General features: G+C 42.2%; 14 protein-coding genes. 7 read left to right on the forward strand and 7 right to left on the reverse strand.

Going from position 1 to position 19,521, the window contains the following annotated elements:
- Window positions 1–48 precede the first annotated feature (48 nt).
- Both CXF80_RS01790 and acs read right to left on the reverse strand, forming a co-directional pair.
- Complete coding sequence (locus CXF80_RS01790) at window positions 49–1,782, reverse strand: DEAD/DEAH box helicase (RefSeq protein WP_101034641.1); 1,734 nt, start codon at window positions 1,780–1,782, stop codon at window positions 49–51.
- 286 nt (window positions 1,783–2,068) lie between these two features.
- Window positions 2,069–4,021 carry an acetate--CoA ligase gene (gene acs, locus CXF80_RS01795; protein ID WP_101030584.1) on the reverse strand — a complete coding sequence of 651 codons (1,953 nt, stop codon included), beginning with the start codon at window positions 4,019–4,021 and terminating at the stop codon, window positions 2,069–2,071.
- 256 nt (window positions 4,022–4,277) lie between these two features.
- On the opposite strand from acs, the gene CXF80_RS01800 reads away from it, so the two are divergent.
- Entirely contained in the window at window positions 4,278–7,700 is a 3,423-nt protein-coding gene (locus tag CXF80_RS01800; RefSeq protein ID WP_101030587.1) for a hybrid sensor histidine kinase/response regulator, read from the forward strand.
- A gap of 614 nt (window positions 7,701–8,314) precedes the next feature.
- Here the strand turns inward: CXF80_RS01800 and bioA are convergent.
- Window positions 8,315–9,649, reverse strand: coding sequence for an adenosylmethionine--8-amino-7-oxononanoate transaminase (gene bioA / locus CXF80_RS01805; RefSeq protein WP_101030590.1), 1,335 nt, complete (start codon window positions 9,647–9,649; stop codon window positions 8,315–8,317).
- A gap of 114 nt (window positions 9,650–9,763) precedes the next feature.
- Here bioA and bioB point away from each other — a divergent pair, with 114 nt between their 5' ends.
- The 4 genes from bioB to bioD are packed head-to-tail and all read left to right on the forward strand — an operon-like array spanning window position 9,764 to window position 13,511.
- Entirely contained in the window at window positions 9,764–10,816 is a 1,053-nt protein-coding gene (gene bioB, locus CXF80_RS01810) for a biotin synthase BioB (RefSeq protein WP_101030593.1), read from the forward strand.
- A 30-nt stretch (window positions 10,817–10,846) separates the two neighbouring features.
- Window positions 10,847–12,019, forward strand: a complete 1,173-nt coding sequence (locus CXF80_RS01815) for an aminotransferase class I/II-fold pyridoxal phosphate-dependent enzyme (protein ID WP_443019080.1) — start codon at window positions 10,847–10,849, stop codon at window positions 12,017–12,019.
- 21 nt (window positions 12,020–12,040) lie between these two features.
- Window positions 12,041–12,799: a methyltransferase domain-containing protein gene (locus tag CXF80_RS01820; protein WP_101030599.1), complete on the forward strand. Its 759-nt coding sequence runs from the start codon at window positions 12,041–12,043 to the stop codon at window positions 12,797–12,799.
- A 7-nt stretch (window positions 12,800–12,806) separates the two neighbouring features.
- On the forward strand, window positions 12,807–13,511 hold the full coding sequence (gene bioD, locus CXF80_RS01825; protein ID WP_198554801.1) for a dethiobiotin synthase: 705 nt from the start codon (window positions 12,807–12,809) through the stop codon (window positions 13,509–13,511).
- Window positions 13,512–13,744: 233 nt separating this feature from the next.
- Here the strand turns inward: bioD and CXF80_RS01830 are convergent, their stop codons facing one another.
- The 3 genes from CXF80_RS01830 to CXF80_RS01840 form a co-directional block, all read right to left on the reverse strand.
- Window positions 13,745–14,770 carry a GGDEF domain-containing protein gene (locus CXF80_RS01830; RefSeq protein ID WP_101030605.1) on the reverse strand — a complete coding sequence of 342 codons (1,026 nt, stop codon included), beginning with the start codon at window positions 14,768–14,770 and terminating at the stop codon, window positions 13,745–13,747.
- Window positions 14,771–14,924: 154 nt separating this feature from the next.
- Entirely contained in the window at window positions 14,925–15,830 is a 906-nt protein-coding gene (locus CXF80_RS01835) for a hypothetical protein (RefSeq protein WP_101030608.1), read from the reverse strand.
- A gap of 438 nt (window positions 15,831–16,268) precedes the next feature.
- Entirely contained in the window at window positions 16,269–16,703 is a 435-nt protein-coding gene (locus CXF80_RS01840; RefSeq protein WP_101030610.1) for a DUF413 domain-containing protein, read from the reverse strand.
- Between the two features lie 108 nt (window positions 16,704–16,811).
- Here CXF80_RS01840 and CXF80_RS01845 point away from each other — a divergent pair, with 108 nt between their 5' ends.
- Entirely contained in the window at window positions 16,812–17,666 is an 855-nt protein-coding gene (locus CXF80_RS01845) for a LysR family transcriptional regulator (protein WP_101030613.1), read from the forward strand.
- Between the two features lie 17 nt (window positions 17,667–17,683).
- Here CXF80_RS01845 and CXF80_RS01850 read toward each other — a convergent pair whose 3' ends face one another.
- Window positions 17,684–18,055, reverse strand: coding sequence for a diacylglycerol kinase (locus tag CXF80_RS01850; RefSeq protein WP_101030617.1), 372 nt, complete (start codon window positions 18,053–18,055; stop codon window positions 17,684–17,686).
- Window positions 18,056–18,667: 612 nt separating this feature from the next.
- Between CXF80_RS01850 and CXF80_RS01855 the strand changes: the two genes are divergently transcribed.
- Window positions 18,668–19,516, forward strand: a complete 849-nt coding sequence (locus CXF80_RS01855; RefSeq protein WP_101030620.1) for a DNA ligase — start codon at window positions 18,668–18,670, stop codon at window positions 19,514–19,516.
- The last annotated feature ends 5 nt before the right edge of the window (window positions 19,517–19,521 follow it).

Raw genomic sequence — 19,521 nt, forward strand, 5'->3', positions numbered from 1 at the left:
ATACCATAAGTATTTTTCAAATGGTAATTCAACCCAATTAATTTTGTTTTAACTCATATCGATTTTATATTTGCCTTGATAGTCAAAAAATGAGTCGACTAAATCCCAGCGATGTTTATTTTTCTTCAACAATAATAAATCAGGTTTTCTAAATCGAGTTTGATCCGCCAATACATCTACTACCTTGTTATATTGAGGATGACGCAGGCCTGGAGTGCGAGTATGACTGAGAACAAACACCGCATAAAAAGCTTTACGTTGCGCAGGTGTCTCAAAGCTAAAAGTTTGTTTAAAATCATTACCTTCAATATCAATATATTGAATAAGTAACTTACTATCTTGGTCGTGCAACAACATTTGCTGACATTTAAATAAATGATGATGCTGAGCGTTAAGGACCTGCTTTAACCGTTTATCAGGATCAATCAAGGTTGATTGGCAGCTGTGGCAAATACGTGCTGCAATATCGTTTTCAACCCCACAGTCAGGACAGGATTTTGATCTAAATCTAAAATCACACTGCTGTTGATCATTGATTAATCCTTGGCAGCGTCTGCCATAATGTTCGACAATATCGCCATCGCCATCAACAATCCCCCAAAAGGTATTGGCAAATTGACACACAGGACAATGCACTTGAACTGGTACTGATTTGCTATTGGGTTTTACTTGACCGACTTCTGGATAAAATAAATCATAGCCATTAGCGGCATAATCAATGATTAAGCAGTCTGTTTTATCCGGCGCCAAACGTAAACCTCGGCCAATCATTTGCTGGAATAAGCTAACTGAAGCAGTAGGTCGTAATATGGCGATAAGGTCAACATGAGGTGCATCGAAGCCTGTGGTTAACACGGCAACGTTAACAATGTACTTGAGTTGTTGGGCCTTAAAGCGTTCAATGATGTCATCACGTTCGACATGAGGTGTTTGAGCGGTAATTAATGCGGCATCTTTATCTAAAAGATCCATTACTTCATTGGCATGCCTGACTGTGGCAGCAAAAATCAACACTCCTTTGCGGAGTTCGGCAAGTTGTTTTACTTGTTTGATAATAGCGGTGGTTGCTCGTCCTTGATGATGAAGCAAGGAGTCTATTTCTATTTGCGGATATTCGCCGCTGTCATGGGGGGCTAGTGCGCTAAAGTCATATTGGGCACTCAGCCCATCGAAAATAATCGGTTTGGTGAGGTATCCTTGGCTAATTAATGGCCGCATTGGCAGTTCAAAGATACATTTATCAAAAACGGGGGTGTCTATATTGCCCACTTTCCCGTGGTAGTGGAGTCGATAAATCCAGCCTACACCAAGGCGATAAGGCGTGGCGGTTAACCCAAGTAGTTTAATATCGGGATTACGTGCTTTAAGGTGTGTGAGCAGTTGTTGATATTGGCTAGTTGACTCGTTACTGACTCGGTGGCACTCATCTATAATGACTAATGAAAACGGTTGTGTAAATTTTGTCAAAGCCCGAGCGGCAGATTGGACGCTGGCAACCACCGTTTTGCCATTGGCTTTTTTTTGATTTAACCCAGCAGAGTAAATATTTGCTTGTTGTGTGAGTAAGCCCACTTTTTGTGCATTTTGAGCGACTAATTCCTTTACGTGAGTTAATACCAGTACGTTGCCATTGGCAATACGCGCTAATTCGGCGATCACGATACTTTTACCCGCGCCAGTGGGAAGAACCAACACCGCGGATTGCTGGCTTTGCTTGAAATGGGCAATTGCAGCGTCGACGGAGTGTTGTTGATAATCACGTAAAGTGATGTTAACGGGCATGAGGGATGAGTCTTTCAATTTATCGATAGTATTAATCTGGTTTTTATAAAGCTTAACATAGCCAATGGCTGATATAACTATATTACATAAAGTGAATTGACTTTGACTGAAGTCGATAAACATACAGCGGTGTTATATTGCGAACAGACGATCAGTTACTTAGGAGACAGTAACGTAGACGGGATCTCATATTAAGTTTAAAAAAAGCCCCTCTAAATGAGGGGCGAAACGAGAAATTGGTCAGGATTTCTCAGGGTGGATAGATCAATGACAATGGTTGAAGCAATTACTCCGTTTTGTTCAAACGATATTCAATTAGCGTATCTATGACTGCTGGATCTGCCAATGTTGAAGAATCACCTAAGTTGGTTACTTCGTTAGCCGCAATTTTACGTAAGAATCGACGCATAATTTTACCCGAACGCGTTTTAGGTAAACCACTGGCCCATTGGATAAGATCCGGTGTGGCAAGGGCACCAATTTCTTTACGTACCCATTGGCGTAACTCTTGACGTAATTCTTCAGTCGGTTCAACACCACGAGTCAAAGTGACATAAGCATAAATACCTTGGCCTTTAATGTCATGGGGGTAACCTACCACGGCAGCCTCAGCAACGAGTTCATGGGACACTAACGCACTTTCAACTTCTGCGGTGCCTAAGCGATGTCCTGAAACGTTAATCACATCATCGACTCGACCCGTGATCCAATAGTAGCCATCTTCATCACGACGAGCACCATCACCGGTAAAATACATACCACGAAAGGTTTTGAAGTAGGTGAGGGCGAATCTGTCGTGATCACCAAAAACGGTGCGCATTTGTCCTGGCCACGAATCTAGGATAACTAAGTTACCTTCACCCGTCCCTTCTACAAGATCACCCATGTTATCAACCAGTGCCGGTTGTACACCAAAAAAGGGTCGCGTTGCGGAGCCAGGTTTTGTATCTGTTGCACCCGGTAGTGGACTGATTAAAATGCCACCCGTTTCAGTTTGCCACCAAGTATCGACGATTGGGCAGTTTTCATGGCCAACCACTTCATGGTACCAACGCCATGCTTCTGGGTTTATTGGTTCACCAACAGAGCCCATAATCCGCAATGAGTCACCTTTGTAACTGTTAAACGGTTCTTTACCTTCAGCCATTAATGCCCGAATTAAGGTTGGCGCGGTATAAAGAATATTGACGTTATGGCGGTCAATCATTTCACCTAATCGAGCTGGTGTAGGATGATTAGGTACGCCCTCATGAATTAATACCGTGGCGGCATTAGCAAAAGGACCATATACCATATAAGAATGGCCGGTAATCCAACCCACATCAGCAGTACACCAATATACTTCGTCAGCTTTATAGTCAAAAACGTATTCGTGTGTCATTGAGGCATACACCATATAACCGCCAGTGGTATGCAGCACACCTTTAGGATTACCAGTAGAGCCAGAGGTATAAAGCAAAAACAGGGGGTCTTCGGCGTTCATTTCAGCGGGTATGCAATACTCTGAAGCGACTTCCATGAGTGAATGCCACCAAACATCTCGGCCTTCAACCCAATCTACATCACCACCAGTTCGCTTAAATACAATGACCTTCTCGACGCAAGTTACATCAGGATTTGATATAGCTTCATCAACACTGCGTTTTAAAGGGATTTTACGACCAGCACGAACACCTTCGTCAGCGGTAATCAAGACTTTTGATTTACCGTCAATCACCCTTGCTGCAATCGAGTCTGGTGAAAAGCCGCCAAATACCACTGAATGAACTGCACCAATGCGCGCGCAAGCCAGCATGGCAACTGCAGCTTCAGGCACCATAGGCATGTAGATAGTGACGATATCGCCTTTATTTACCCCTTGGCTGCGCAGCGCGTTAGCAAACTTACAGACTTCGTTATGCAGTTCTGCATAAGTCAATTTGCGCTGTTCGTTTGCGTCATCGCCCTCCCAAATAATGGCCAGCTTATCGCCGTATTCTTCGAGGTGACGATCTAAACAATTGGCAGAGGCATTGAGCGTACCGTCATAAAACCAATTTATGGATAGGTTATGATCATCAAATGACGTTTTCTTGATTTTAGTATAAGGTTTAATCCAATCAATGCGTTTGCCGTGCTCTCTCCAGAAACCTTCTGGATTAACAATGGACTCCTGGTACATTTTCTTATATTGATCGTTATTAACCAGTGCGTTGTTCGCTATGTCGCTAGGAACTTTGTAAAGAGACTGCGAGCTCATAGGGCTTCCCTTTCTAAAAATGGCGTAGTTAAAGTATCATCTGCAACGGGCTGTTTGCACTATTAGACCTTGGTCTATTTTTAAAATATCCTTAATATTTAGTCTGTTGCACGTGTTAATATAACAAGGAAAGCTGCAGAGTTAGTCTATCATTTATAACAATTCTCTTATGTAGGTTGTTTTATGTTCAATACATGATGTTTTAGATAAAAATAAAACAGATTTTTAATAACAATAAAGTGATATCGGACGTTTCATGAACTTAACCTTAATCGTTGCCGTGATTGCGGTGTGTTATGTGTCTCTACTGTTTATTTTGGCATGGGGCGCAGAGCGGTGGTTTAGTAAAATAAACCAAAAAGTCCAAGTATGGATTTATGGACTCAGTTTAGCTGTGTATTGCTCTTCATGGAGTTTCTTAGGCACAGTAGGCCAGTCTGCCAATGATTTGTGGTCTTTTTTACCTATTTTTGTTGGCCCAATATTGGTGTTCACCCTTGGGTTTGGCATGCTACGAAAAATGGTCGTGGTGTCTAAAGCACAAAACATCACTTCAGTTGCCGACTTTATTGCCGCTCGTTATGGAAAGTCGCAATTGTTGGCTGCATTAGTCACCCTTATTGCATTATTTGGCATCATGCCATATATCGCCTTACAGCTTAAAGCGATGGTATTTAGTCTTAATTTATTCCAACCCGATGATAACCCGCTGAGTCCAGTGGCGGTGCCATTATTGATCACCATGTTGTTAGCCATTTTTGCCATTTTATTTGGTACTCGTAAATTAGATGCTACCGAACATAATCCGGGGATGATGGTGGCGATTGCATTTGAGTCATTGGTTAAACTCGCCGCATTTATCTCTGTTGGTGTCGTTATTAGTTTCGGTGTTTTTGATGGTTTTGGTGATATTTGGCAACAGGCATCTGATAAAGCATTAATTGAAAATAGTCATATTCGTTTAGAGTCGTTTCTCCCTGAGCTTTTTGTCGGTATGGCGGCATTTATGTGTATGCCAAGACAGTTCCATGTGATGGTGGTTGAGTGTGGTGGCGAACATGTGCTGAAAAAAGCCCGTTGGATTTTTCCGATTTATTTGGCTTTGTTTGGTCTATTTGTTGCGCCATTGGCGTTAGCTGGCAAAGTGATATTGGGTGATACTGTGTCAGCAGATACCTATGTCATCAACTTACCTCTGGTGCTCGACCAACCGATATTAGCCGTTGTTGCTTTGTTAGGCAGCTTGTCTGCGGCAACAGGAATGGTCATTGTGGCAGTGGTTACCATCAGCGTGATGGTCAGTAATGAATGGCTGGTGCCATTTTTACTGCGAACCGGGCAAATTAGAGAAAAGAACTTTAGTCAGTTTTCTCAATTATTGTTAAATGTACGCCGTTTATCCATAGTAGTGATTCTAGGTTTTGGTTATTTGAGTTATTTACTGTTTACCGACAGAGATTCACTTTCACATTTGGGGATGATGTCATTTGGCGCTTTTTCTCAATTAGCGCCTGCATTAGTTGGCGGTTTATATTGGAAGCATGGTAATCGATCCGGCGTCTATCTTGGTCTTGCTGTGGGCTTTAGTCTGTGGTGTTTTATTTTACTTCAAGGTGCCGGTGAAGCTCGTTTGATTGGTGGCGAGTTTGGTTTACTTAATTCGATAACCCCAAATGTTAGTGATACGTTGATCGCCTTGTTAGCGAATATCTTTTGTTATGTACTGGGTTCTATTTGGTTTAGAGCCGGCGTTGCAGAGCGTATTCAAGCGAGTAATTTTGTAAAGCCTTGGTCATCAAAGCAAGACTCTAAAAAACGTCAAGGGCCTATTTCACAACAAGATTTATTAATTTTGGCCAGCCGGTTTGTGAGTCCCACTCGTGCTTATGAGAGCTTTAGCCGTTTTTCGGCTGATGCGGTTAAAAGTGATAGTTGGTACAAAACGGCTCCTGAAGAATTAATCGCCCACACCGAACACATGTTGTCGGGTGTTTTGGGCGCATCAAGTGCTTCATTAGTGATGGATTCTGTGCTGCAAGGCCGAGATTTGGGCCTTGATGAAGTCTTTAGTTTAGTTGATGAAGCATCGTCGAAAATTATTTTAAGTCAGGATATGTTGCGAGGCGCTATTGAACACGCTTACGAAGGCATGAGTGTGGTTGATAAAGATCTTAATTTAGTTGCGTGGAATTATCGCTATATAGAATTATATCAGTATCCAGAAGGATTTTTACAACAAGGTATGCCTATTGCTGACATTGTGCGGTTTAATGCTTCGCGCGGTTTTTGTGGTACGGGAGATATTGAAGATCAAGTCGCAGTGCGAGTACAGCACATGCGTAATGGCACCCCTCACACTTCAGAGCGTGAACGCCAAGATGGCAAGGTGATTAAAATTCAAGGTAACCCTATGCCTGACGGCGGTTTTGTGATGACTTTTACTGATATTACTCAATATCGTTTACAAGAAAAAGCCTTGCTGGAAGCCAATGAAACATTAGAAAGCCGCGTGCAAGAGCGAACCTATGAGCTGGCTATGTCAAACAGCGAATTACTTGAAGCCAAAGCACAGGAAGAGCTGGCTAACGCGTCTAAAACACGCTTTTTAGCAGCGGTGGGCCACGACTTAATGCAGCCATTAAATGCGGCTAGATTATTTACCGCCTCATTATCACAATATCCTAATCTGGATCTCGAAGCCCGCACGACATTAACCCATGTGAATAGTTCGTTGAAAATAGCTGGCGAGTTATTGACCGATTTATTAGATATCTCTAAGCTCGACTCGGGCATGGTGGATGTTAATCGCCGCGATTTTGCCATTGCGGAGGTGATTAACGGTTTGTCGGTTGAATTTGATGCGATGGCAAGTGACAGTCAGATCTCTTTTTCGATGGTGCCCTCTACGGCAACTGTAAACTCAGATCCATCATTATTACGGCGTGTTTTGCAGAATTTTTTAACCAATGCTTACCGTTATGCTCGTGGCGGTAAAGTCTTATTCGGTTGCCGTCATCGAGGTGACTTTATCGAGATCCAAGTGTTAGATACTGGCTGTGGGATTAATGAGTTTGATATACAAGAAATTTTTAAAGAGTTTAAACGTCTAAATCATCCCAGTAGCCGTAATGTCAGTGGCTTGGGATTAGGATTAGCGATTGCCGATCGGATTAGCAAGGTACTTGATCATCAAATTCATGTGAGTTCGACCTTAGGTCATGGTTCGATATTCTCGATTTCCGTGCCAATAGGCAAAACGATAAGTCAAATAAGCAGTAAGCCTTTACCGACATTATTGCAGCCTTTAGCGGGAATTAAAGTCTTGTGTATCGACAATGAAGAGGCGATTCTCGCGGGGCTAGAGTCGTTATTAAGCCGTTGGCAATGTGAAGTTATATGTGCCAAAGATCTTGCCGATGCACGGATTAAATTAGGTCTTAAAGGCGTTGCCCCAGACATTATGTTAGCGGATTATCACTTAGATGATGACCAAAATGGTATTGATGCGATGAATGGCATCCGCAGCCGATATGGTGAGCATTTACCTGGGATCTTGATTACTGCTAATACCAATAAAGATTTGGTTGATGATGTCGAAAGACGTGGTTATCACTATATGGCGAAAATGATTAAACCAGCCGCATTGCGGGCGTTAATTTCTAGTCTAGTTAAAAAGTAAACATTACAATTATATTAATTATTTAGGCGTAACGTTTAGGCTTGCTATGATGATGGTATAAGGCAATAGCGTGGCGCTACACTTTTTTGAACGCTATTTTTCGGCTGGCAGTAACGCGAAACATTACAGTGTGCACCCAGTATCATTTGACTACACAGACAAGATGTAGACTCACTTTACATGCAGTCATTTTGGCTTAAAGCAGCCTATATCTGTTACATGCCGCGTGTCCATATCTGACGTTTTTGTCAACATGGTCAAATAGGGTGCGGATATTGTTTAGTGTCGCAGTTGCAAGTAAAAGATGAATTAGCTAGTGGAGAACGGGTGCATGTTTTGCGCGACAACGTCATTAAAAAGCCCCTTTATTGGCACGATTGGATTTTTCGCTAAGTGGGGCGTAACTCACTCAAGGTGGGATAATAAACGGTTATCAAACAGATCGTTAGCAAAAAATGGCAAGTTTGATATTACAGACTTAACCCTACGCCATTTTTATTGATCTATCCCATCTCTTATCCCACCGATTATCCCATCTCTTATCTCGAGTTGAGGTTAATTCAGTCTCTGATACAAGCGTGTCTCATTGACAAAAAGAATTTAGCTGAATGCGATTAACCGTGACTAATAAATTGAGCAGTTACTGGCGTAGCATCAATGCCTTTTACGACGGTGATCATCGCCGAAGTCAGCTTGCTTAATTGAGCTGCATTGATGGTGTAGGGCGGCATCAGATAAATATATTTATTAAACGGTCTTACCCAGACGCCCAGCTCAACAAAGGCTTGCTGTAATTGGGCTGTATTGACCGTATTGATCATTTCAATAATGCCAACAGCACCGAGCACACGGACGTCGTTCACTTGAGGTAAATCAATCGCACTTGCGAGTTCTTGCTTGAGTTGGGTTTCAATGGCGTTAACTTGTTGTTGCCAGTCACCTTGAAGCAGTAAATCTAAACTGGCTGTTGCCGCGGCGCACGCTAATGGATTACCCATAAATGTGGGGCCGTGCATAAACACACCCGCAGGTGAGTCACTAATACCATTGGCAACTTCGTCACTGCACAGGGTGGCAGCAAGGCTGATATAGCCGCCGGTTAAGGCTTTACCCACACACATGATATCCGCCTCAATATTGGCATGCTCATAAGCAAACAGTTTGCCTGTGCGTCCAAATCCGGTGGCAATTTCATCTAAGATCAGTAGTACATGGTATTGATCGCACAGTTGACGAAGTTTAGTTAGATAAGCCGGGGAGTAAAAACGCATTCCGCCAGCGCCTTGCATGATGGGTTCGATAATCACGGCGGCAATATCATGGTGATGTTGTGCAAATGCAGCATCTAAAGCGAGTAAATCCGTTTGATTAAGCAGTTCATTAAACTTAGACGTTGGCGCAGGGATAAATACTTGTTTAGTCACATTATTACCAAACATGGTGTGCATGCCACCGTCTGGATCGCATACGCTCATTGCGGCAAAGGTATCACCGTGATAACCGTTTTTCACGGTCATGATCTGTTGTTTTTGTGGCTGTTGTCTTCCTTGCCAATATTGCAGTGCCATTTTTAATGCGACTTCTACCGCAATTGAGCCTGAATCGGCTAAGAATACTTTGGTTAGATTTGCGCTGGTCATTTGCACTAAACGTTTTGACACTTCAATGGCGGGTTGGTGGGTTATTCCGCCAAACATCACATGACTAAGCTGTGAAAGCTGTTGTTGCATTGCAGCGACAATGGTCGGATGACTATACCCGTGCACACATGACCACCACGAACTTGTGCCATCAATGAGCACTTTGCCATTGTCTAAAATCAGCTCACAACCTTGAGCTGAAACCACCCCATATACAGGTAAAGACTGGGTCATAGAGGTGTAAGGGTGCCAAATATGTTGTGCATCGAAAGCGTAATCGATAGTGCTGTTTACGTCGGAAAGTGCCATAGTTATAAGTGCTCGTTTTTTAACCGCTAGTAAAGCGTGAAGTGGCTACTGCGTTGACAGTTTACGGGCTCAGGGTATCCTAGCCAACATAAAATAAAAATAAAGGAATGCTCCATGTCGTTAGCTGAAATTCGTCAGGATTGGAAAAAAGCACAAATTGAAGCATTGTTTGCGTTGCCTATGAATGATTTATTATTTAAAGCACACAGCATTCATCGAGAGATGTTTGACCCTAACGAAGTGCAGATCAGTCGTCTTTTATCGATTAAAACTGGTGCATGCCCTGAGGACTGTAAATATTGTCCACAAAGCGCGCGTTACGATACTGGCCTTGAAAAAGAACGTTTACTTGAAATTGAAAAAGTATTAACTGAGGCTAAAAGCGCTAAAGCTGCTGGTGCATCACGCTTTTGCATGGGCGCCGCTTGGCGTAACCCGCGAGACAAAGACATGCCATATTTAACTCAAATGGTACAAGATGTCCGTGCCTTAGGCATGGAAACTTGCATGACATTAGGCATGTTGTCGCCAGAACAAGCCAGCAAATTAGCCGATGCCGGTTTAGATTATTACAACCATAACCTGGATACTTCGCCAGAATATTATGGCGAAGTTATCACCACTCGCACTTATCAAAGCCGCTTAGATACGCTGACAAATGTGCGAGCATCGGGGATGAAAGTGTGTTCGGGCGGGATTGTTGGCATGGGCGAAGACGCCACTGATCGTGCAGGTTTACTACAACAACTGGCTAATTTAGAACAACATCCAGATTCAGTGCCTATTAACATGTTAGTTAAAGTGGCTGGAACGCCGTTTGAAAATATTGATGATCTTGACCCACTTGTGTTTGTCCGCACAATTGCAGTGGCCCGTATTCTTATGCCTAAGTCGCGGGTGCGCTTGTCTGCAGGTCGTGAAAGCATGAGTGATGAACTGCAATCAATGTGTTTCTTTGCCGGTGCTAATTCAATTTTCTACGGTTGCAAGTTGTTGACGACGTCTAATCCGGAAGAAAATGATGACATGAGTTTATTTCGTCGTTTAGGGTTACATCCCGAACAAGGCCCACAAGCCAACATCGAAACCGACAGTGCCTTATTAGCCAAAGCCAGTGCTAAACAAGATAAGTCGACCAAGCAGTTTTTTGATGCAGCGGCGTTGTGATCTAATATGACGTTAATAGGCCAACCTGCTATGGGACAACATCCATTAACCCAGCGGATAAGTGATACGCTGGCTGAGCAGCAGGCCGCGGGCCTTTTACGCCAACGACATGTGTCGGCAACCAAGCCACATGCGACAATTGATTTTAGCCATAATGATTATTTAGGCTTAGCCCATGAACCCGCTTTAGCCCAAGCACTTTATGCTGGAGCACAAGAGTTTGGTGTCGGCAGTCGGGCATCACCTCTTGTGAGTGGTTATGGCCAAGCCCATTTGGCACTCGAGCAGCGCCTATGTGAGATTACTGGCCATCAAGCTTGTATGCTATTTAGCTCAGGTTTTAGCGCCAACAGCGCGTTAATGAAAACCCTGTTTAGTGCCGACGATACGGTTATTGCCGACAAGTTGGTACATGCCTCAGTCATCGATGGCTTAAAAGACAGTGGCAGTAATATTCGGCGTTTTCTACATAATGATATTAGTAGTGCAGCGCGCATTATTGCACGTAACCCTCATAGCGCTGTTGTTACCGAAAGTGTGTTTAGTATGGATGGAGACATCGCCCCTATTGCTGAACTTTCATCCTTATGTCAACAACATAACTCTTGGTTGATTGTCGATGATGCCCATGGTTTTGGGGTATTACCTCGCTCATTTGTTAATGCCGATAAGGTCGATATTCAAGTGGTCACCTTTGGTAAAGCACTAGGCTGTCAAGGCGCGGCAATTTTAGCCTCACAAGATGTGATTGATTATTTGGTCGCGACTTCTCGTGAATATATTTATTCAACTGCGTTGTCTCCGGCTAATGCTCATCTGGCATTAACCGCTATAAATTGGCAACAAGATCACCCACAGTTATTGGCACAATTAACGGCTAACATCGCGCTCTTCAGAGATCTTGCACAGAAGCAACAATTAGCCATAACGTCTTCGACCACAGCTATTCAGCCGATTATGATCGGTGATAATCATCGCGTGATGACAATTGCTCAACAGTTAACACAACAAGGTTTTTTGGTTGGTGCGATCCGCTCACCAACAGTGCCCAAAGATCAGGCGCGTTTGCGGATCACCTTAAATGTACAGCATCAAGGCAGTGATATTCGTGCGCTCGTGAGCGCAGTGGCTCAGCTTATTGATCAACATGATGATAATACCTCGCGGCAAGCAGTATTAGCACCACCATCAGTGACTAAATAAATCGTATCTTTGAGAAACTCCATGACGTTAGATAATCCGGTTGCAAAAAAGTTTTCAATAGCCGCATCTCATTACAAGCAACATGATGTGTTGCAGCGCATGAGTGCTCAGCAATTGTTACAACAAGCGCATTTATTTGGCACCTTGCTTGATGTTGGAGCCGGCCCTGGTACATGTTTTAAAGCTTTTAATGAGGTAAAACAGGTTGTCGCCGTTGATATTGCTCATGGGATGCTTGCTCAACTTGTGCAACAACACCCCGATTATTTACCCCTTTGCAGTGACGCACAAGCATTGGGTTTACAAAGCGGATCCATTGACAGCATCTATTCCAATTTAGCCTTGCAGTGGTGCCAAACATTACCCAATGCGTTTTCTGAGTTTCATCGAGTATTACGACCCGGCGGCGAATGTCATCTTAGTGTGGTTGTTGATGGCAGCTTGGCTGAGCTAAAGCACTTAGGTTTTAGAGTAAACCAATTTGATTCCATATCAGCGCTTAAGGCGGCATTTATCTCATCTCAAACCACCACGAATGACTGGTATAGCGTTAATATTCACGTTAATAGTATCAGCATTTATTTTGATGATTTACGCAGCTTACTATATTCAATAAAAGGTGTTGGGGCGTCATTTGACCAACAAAGTACTGGCAAAGAACGTCTCGCACTCACCAAGCAACAATGGCAGCAACGGGTGGCGTTAGCAGAAACCCTACGCACCAATAAAGGGTTACCATTAACTTATCAAATTGCGTATATTCACGCGAAACGAGGCTGAAGCTATGCTGTATTTTGTGACAGGCACCGACACCGACAGTGGTAAAACGCTAATTTCAGCGGCATTGTTATCTAAAGCCCAAGGCAATAAATGTGGTTTTAAACCTATAGCATCAGGATGTGAACACACTGAAAATGGCTTGCGTAACCCAGATGCGATGATGTTAATGGCACAATCGAATATGGATTTTGCCTATCAAGTGGTTAATCCTATTTGCTTTGAACCGGCTATTGCACCTCACATTGCTGCCAAACAAGCTAAACAAACATTAAGTGCACAAAGTGTGCTTGAGACTATGTATCACCCAGCGATGCAAAGCGCTGATTTTGTATTAATTGAAGGTGCTGGTGGCTGGCGTTTACCCTTGGGTAATGGCGAGTATTTGTCTGACACGATCACGTTACTGCAAGCCAAGCTGCTACAAGCGAGATTGACTCCAAATTCAGAAGCCACATCTGCCGTCGAAATTATTTTAGTCGTAGGGATGAAACTAGGTTGTTTAAACCATGCGTTATTAACTCAAGAAGCTGTGCTAGCAGATGGGTTAACGATAGCAGGATGGGCGGCAAATCAAGTGGATGCTGATATGGCTTTTATTGACGACAATCTCGACAGCTTACAACAAATGATGCGCGGTCCATTTTTGGGCTATGTGCCTTACTTAACCGATCCCACAGCCGAAAATGCGGCGCATTATCTTAAATTACCATAGTAACCTCAATTCTGGATAATAAACGGTTATCAAACATTCCTTTGTTCTGCGATCAAACTTGTACCGACCTACCATTGGCCTACTATTGACGGCTATTCACAGGTGAAGATGCCTTGTTAGCAAAACAAATGGCCAGTTTGATACGAAATAGGTCGTTACACAGAATCTGTTACAGGGTTAATATTTGGATTGTCACGTACTTAATTCATCTATCAACCCGAGTTGAGGTTGTGTTAGTTTGCGATTGGCATCACGCGGTTACGACCTAAGCGTTTTGCTTCGTAAAGTAACGTATCTGTAGCCCCAATCAATTGAGATACATTTTGTTTTGGTTTCCATTCAGCCACGCCAAAAGAGGCGGTTATTGAATCGATGACTTTGTCATTGCGTCGGTCTTTGACACTGAGCTTCTCGAGCGCTCTGCGAATGGCTTCGGCAAGTTGTCTGGCGACTCTAAACTGACTGCTTGGCACAATGATGGCAAACTCTTCACCACCAAAGCGGTACAATTTAATTCCGTCGCGGCACGCTTCTTGGGTCCGTTTCGCAACCGTTTTCAGGACTAAATCGCCGAGTTGATGACCAAAATTATCGTTGAATATTTTAAAGTGATCAATATCAATCAAAATCAAGCAGGTACCTGCAGGATCTGAACTAATTTGCGCTTCAATATCATCGTTAAATGCGCGGCGATTTAATACATTGGTTAAGGCATCAAATAGCATGTCTTTTTCTGATTCTGCTAAACGTGTTTTGAGCGTATCTATTTCAGACTGGGCTTTTTGTAGTTGTTCAGTAAAACTCACGGTACTAGAACGGATGCTGGAAGACTCTTTAACGATATTTCTGACAATGCCAATAACTTGTTCAAGCGAGAAGCCTTGGTTTTCAAGGTTGCTTAATTTTTTAAAATCTTTATCAATTTGGGTTTGAAAGGTTTCGGTGTCTGAATTAGTGTCTTTGAGTGACTGAGATAATTCACATACCATCGCATCAAGATTTTTACGCATTTCGCGTACATTGAGCTCAACCGGGTCCGCCACATGCTTACGATATAATAATTCACTGGTTACTGGTGAACAGGTTTGATTCTGTTTAACCGCAATATCTAACTCTTGGTTGAGTAACGGGTTCTGTTCGCCCACGTAAGCATACCAAAGCGCGTAGTTTGTTGGCGTGGTGGGTATTCTATATTTTAACATTAACGGAACTGCTTTTTTCAAATTGGCTGCAGCGGTTTGCAGTAGAGTGTTCGACATTAAGTGCCTCATGAACTGGGCTAAGAAAAGACTTTGAAAAAATCTACAATTGAGTTGAATATAACAAGAATAACGGGGTTTTTACTATGGCATTATCACGAGAGATGTCACAAAAAAAGCATCCTAAGATGCTTTTGGGGGGACTAGAGTGATATTAAAACACGTAAGAGACCGCAAACATTGGGCCGGTAAAGCTGTAATTAATATTGTAATCAAAAGTACGTTGTTCAATATTACCGACATTACGTGTCTTTTTGATAGTGACATCGACATCATAATAGTTGTAAGCCAGTTTTAATGACCAGTTATCACAAAATTTAGCTTCAACACCTAAACGGACATCGACTAATGATCCATCGACATCATCATATTTGAGGGCAAAATACTGTGCGTGTGCATCAAATGTCCAGCCAGGATAAAACTCGTAAGAGCCGTAAACACCAATGTCTGGTAATGGCGCCGTGAGCGTTTCGTCTACAACTTCTGGCGTGGCTACCGTATTGGTGCATAAACTGCTTAAGCTTGAATCTGGGATGCAAATACCGATAGTGCCTTTAAAGGCTGTTTCGATAAACATGGCATGTAAACCAACTGACACCCCAACTGCGTAATGAGTACCTTGCCAGATGTCATAACCATAACCAATGCGTAGAATATCAATATTGAGTTCGGTACTCAGTTTCGAGCCAGTTTCAATGAGGTAATCTTTGCCGTCAATATCTTCAAGGATAAAATCTTGCGATACTGTTTCTGTGTCAGCTTTGCGATCCAACGATTTCCAATCAATATAAATGCTATGACGTTGGTTGAAAGAGAAAGTAAATTCAAAGTAGGGTAAATATTGTTCTTCAGCTAGTAGAAGTTCATCTTCAAAATCAATTGGGAATGTCCCGCCTGTTTTAGGGCTTGTTGCGATGAAGTTTGAATCAGAATTAGCATAGAAGATACCGATATCGAGGGTATAATTGTCAGTTGAGCTATCAGTTGATAGATCCGTCTCTGCCAAAGCGGCACGAGTCCCGAATATCAATAACACTATACAAAAAAAAGATCTTATCATTGAAACTCCGCATTTATTTTTCTATGTCACAGGATATACGTCTCATAAAATGCTGCTGTCGAATTTATGACTTAATCTACTCTGCACCGATAACTAAAATCAGGGCATCAAATACAGAGTTATAAACATTAAGTTAAATAAATGGGACAAATTCTTCAGTGGGTATACTAGCACTTTGTTACTAAATGTGAAGTATTTGTATAGGATTATTGCGCTAAATCATGTTTTCGTTCGTAGTTTGATCTTAAAGACATAAAGTAATCGTTTCTGCGGCAGAGTGTGATGTAGTGGGGGCGCCAGAGCATTGACGTTAACTGCAGTGAGTGACAATTATGTGACAAAGCAAAAAAAATAGAGCAATATATTGACTCTACTTTTTAGCTGTTGTTGCGTAAATGTTAAGGCTGTAAAAGACTGCTTTAACCGTTAATATAGGATTTATTCTGGCTCATCGGTGTCAGAAACATCCTCTTCAACATCGTCAAATTCAACTTCAATTTCAACTTTAGCGCTTGCTGGCGTGTTAATAGTCCCTAAAACCGCATAAAACGGTTTCCCTTTTGCTAGACGACAATACTTAGACCACAATAACTCCATTGGTGTTGTTGCGGGTAATGTACCTTGTATAACGCTAATAAATTGGTCTTCGTCGACATTACGAGGTAATTGTGATCCATCGGCTAAATTTTTCATTGCTTGACCATGTTGTTCAAGCAAGTCAGCCTCCTTGCTGGTAAAATCACCACAACGCTTAAATCCTTTTGGGAAATTTGCATCATCATAGAAACGTTTAGTCGATAGGAAACTGTTGCTGTGACCATTGGTGTTAGCATCAATACCCTGTTTCGCATTGATAAATGATTGCTCAGACATGGCTAATACCTTCTAGATTATGAGATATAAAGATTTGCAACTGGAGTATTGGCTAGTATTATCATTTTTTAAATCAAAATATTTTGTCCCTAATGGTAAACAAATTTTATGGATACAGATTTATTAAAAACCTTCTTAGAAGTGTCTCGCACTCGGCATTTTGGTAAAGCGGCTGAAAATCTTTACCTAACCCGAAGCGCTGTCAGTTTTAGGATAAAACAGCTAGAAAATATTTTGGGTATAGCGCTATTTGAACGTTTGCGTAACAATATTCAGCCAACCCCCGCAGGCGAAAGAATGCTTGGCCATGCTGAAGCGGTGCTTAATGCTTGGGAAAGAGCAAAACAAGATATTATTTTAAATCAGCAGCACAGTGCCCAGTTGGCTTTGTCTGCTGGGGATAATATTTGGGATGCATTTTTACAAGGTTTGTTACAACCATTACATTTACGCTTGGAAGGCGTGGCCTTAAGAACTGATGTCTTGCCGGCATTGGTAATGACTCGCCAACTTATTGAGCGCACCTTAGACATTGCGATTACTTTCGATCCGCCAAAGCTTGATGGGGTAACATTAGTTAAGCTTGCTCAAATCAAATTGTACTTAGTGTCCAAACAACAGGGGATCACGCTTGATCAAACACCTTCTTTACCTTATATAAAAGTAGACTGGGGTACCGCGTTTAATATTACTCATGCTCAAGATTTTACCATGTTGCCTTTACCGGTATTGCATACAAGTTCTGCCCGTATGGCATTGGATTTTATACTCAATAATGGTGGGTGCGCTTTTTTACCTGAAGCTCTCATTCGACCTTTTTTAGACAATGGCGCCTTATATAACGTGGATGATGCACCATGTATCTATCGACATGTGTATGCGGCTTATTGGGCCAAAAATGAAAGAATTTCTTATATTGAACAAGCCATTTCAATTTTGAAAACTGATAAATGCGCTGATTAATCTTTGCATGGCTGTTATTAAAACAGTAATGGCCAAATAATGATGCTCCAGGTGAGCGCGCACAATACTAAACTGATAAATACTGCTGCAGAAGCAATGTCTTTTGCCTGACCACTGAGAGGGTGGATCTCATCACCAATACGATCAACAACGGCTTCAATAGCTGAGTTCAACAATTCGACAATCAATACAATTAACACGGTCATGATAAGCAAAATACGCTCAGGTGTGCTGATGTTGATCAACAGTACAATGGGTAACATTATGCAAGCAAGCACGGTTTCTTGCCTAAATGCCGCTTCATTTTTCCACGCGGACATCAGACCTTTCATTGAAAATCCCGTAGCCCGAAAAACGCGTTTTAGACCGTGATTATTCTCTGGTTTCATTTTGTTAATTATCTTTTGGGTTTTATTTGCGTAGATTGTAACATTCCGTTCATATGCTTCCAGTAGTAATTTAATCTCAGTTTGGAATAATAAAAGGTTATCAAACAGCTCTTTGTCTTGGTATCTGCGTTGAATTGACTTGCAATAGGTACACTATTATCGCGTCAATCCGTTTTGTTAGTAAAGCAAATGACAAGTTTGATATGAATTAGGTTAAAGAGTTTGCGCTTAGCTTACCAACCCCACGTCTTAGCCTGAGTTGAGGTTAATTTAACCTTAATGATGTGTCGCAGGGAAAAGAAAACACCTATTTTAGTGAGTTCATGATGGCCTCATCACGGGTTAATGGGTATCAGAGTAGGCTGTAGCATTGATTGGATAATTCTGCTGTTTGTACTAGGCTTTAATATATTCAATTTAACGTCGATAGGATCTCGATAAGTACGAATTTGTGATTTTTATCACAGGTAAGATTATGTATTAAAGGTTTTTATTGGTATGACTTGGAAAGCGCCTTGTGGCCAATAGGTACAACTTATCGAGGAACAACATAATTTTTCAACGAAAGCGAAATAAACATTATATGGATTTAATTAAAAGCAAGGATTGCATATGCGTAGGATACCCACTCTTTTATTTTCGCTGATTGTTGCACTGTATTGTTTACCTACAAACAGTGAAGTTTTATCCACACCGCCCATTCAGTTAGCAACTCAATATCAACAAGACACAGTGGTGGCTGAGTATTTAGTGAGTGAAAAACTAGATGGCGTTCGAGGCTATTGGGATGGTAGTAACATGCTGACTCGTAGCGGCAGAAAAGTGGCTTTACCTGCGTCGTTTACTCTTGGCTTTCCTCATGTGGCCATTGACGGTGAACTATGGTTAGGTCGAAATCGTTTCGAGCAGATTTCTGCATTGGTTCGACGTCAACAAGTACCCGATCAAGAATGGCAGGAGGTAAGGTTTATGATGTTTGACTTACCACAGCATCCTGGGCCCTTTAGTGAACGTTATTCTGCGATGAAAATGATGGTAGAACAAACCGCTTCCACTCATCTACAGGTTATTAAGCAGGAAACTGTGGCTTCAACCGAAGCACTGTTTACGATACTAGATGGCGTTGTTAATGCTGGTGGGGAAGGGTTAATGTTACATTATCAGCAAGCTCATTATGCAGTGGGGCGTAGTGAGTATATTATTAAACTAAAGCCCAAGTATGATGCTGAAGCTGTGGTGATTGGCCATACTCAAGGAAAAGGTAAGTATCGAGGTAAGCTGGGCGCTCTGGTGGTAAAAACGCCCGCAGGATTGGTGTTTAATGTTGGCAGTGGTCTAAGCGATAAACAACGAGAAAATCCACCCTTGGTGGGGTCGATAATTACTTATCAGTATCTAGGGTTTACTCAAAAAGGGACGCCAAGATTTGCCTCCTTTTTACGAGAAAGGCCGTCACAATAACATGT

Origin of the sequence: Shewanella sp. Actino-trap-3 (genome assembly GCF_002836275.1) — a bacterium.
In the GTDB taxonomy this organism is placed as follows: Bacteria; Pseudomonadota; Gammaproteobacteria; order Enterobacterales; family Shewanellaceae; genus Shewanella; species Shewanella psychromarinicola.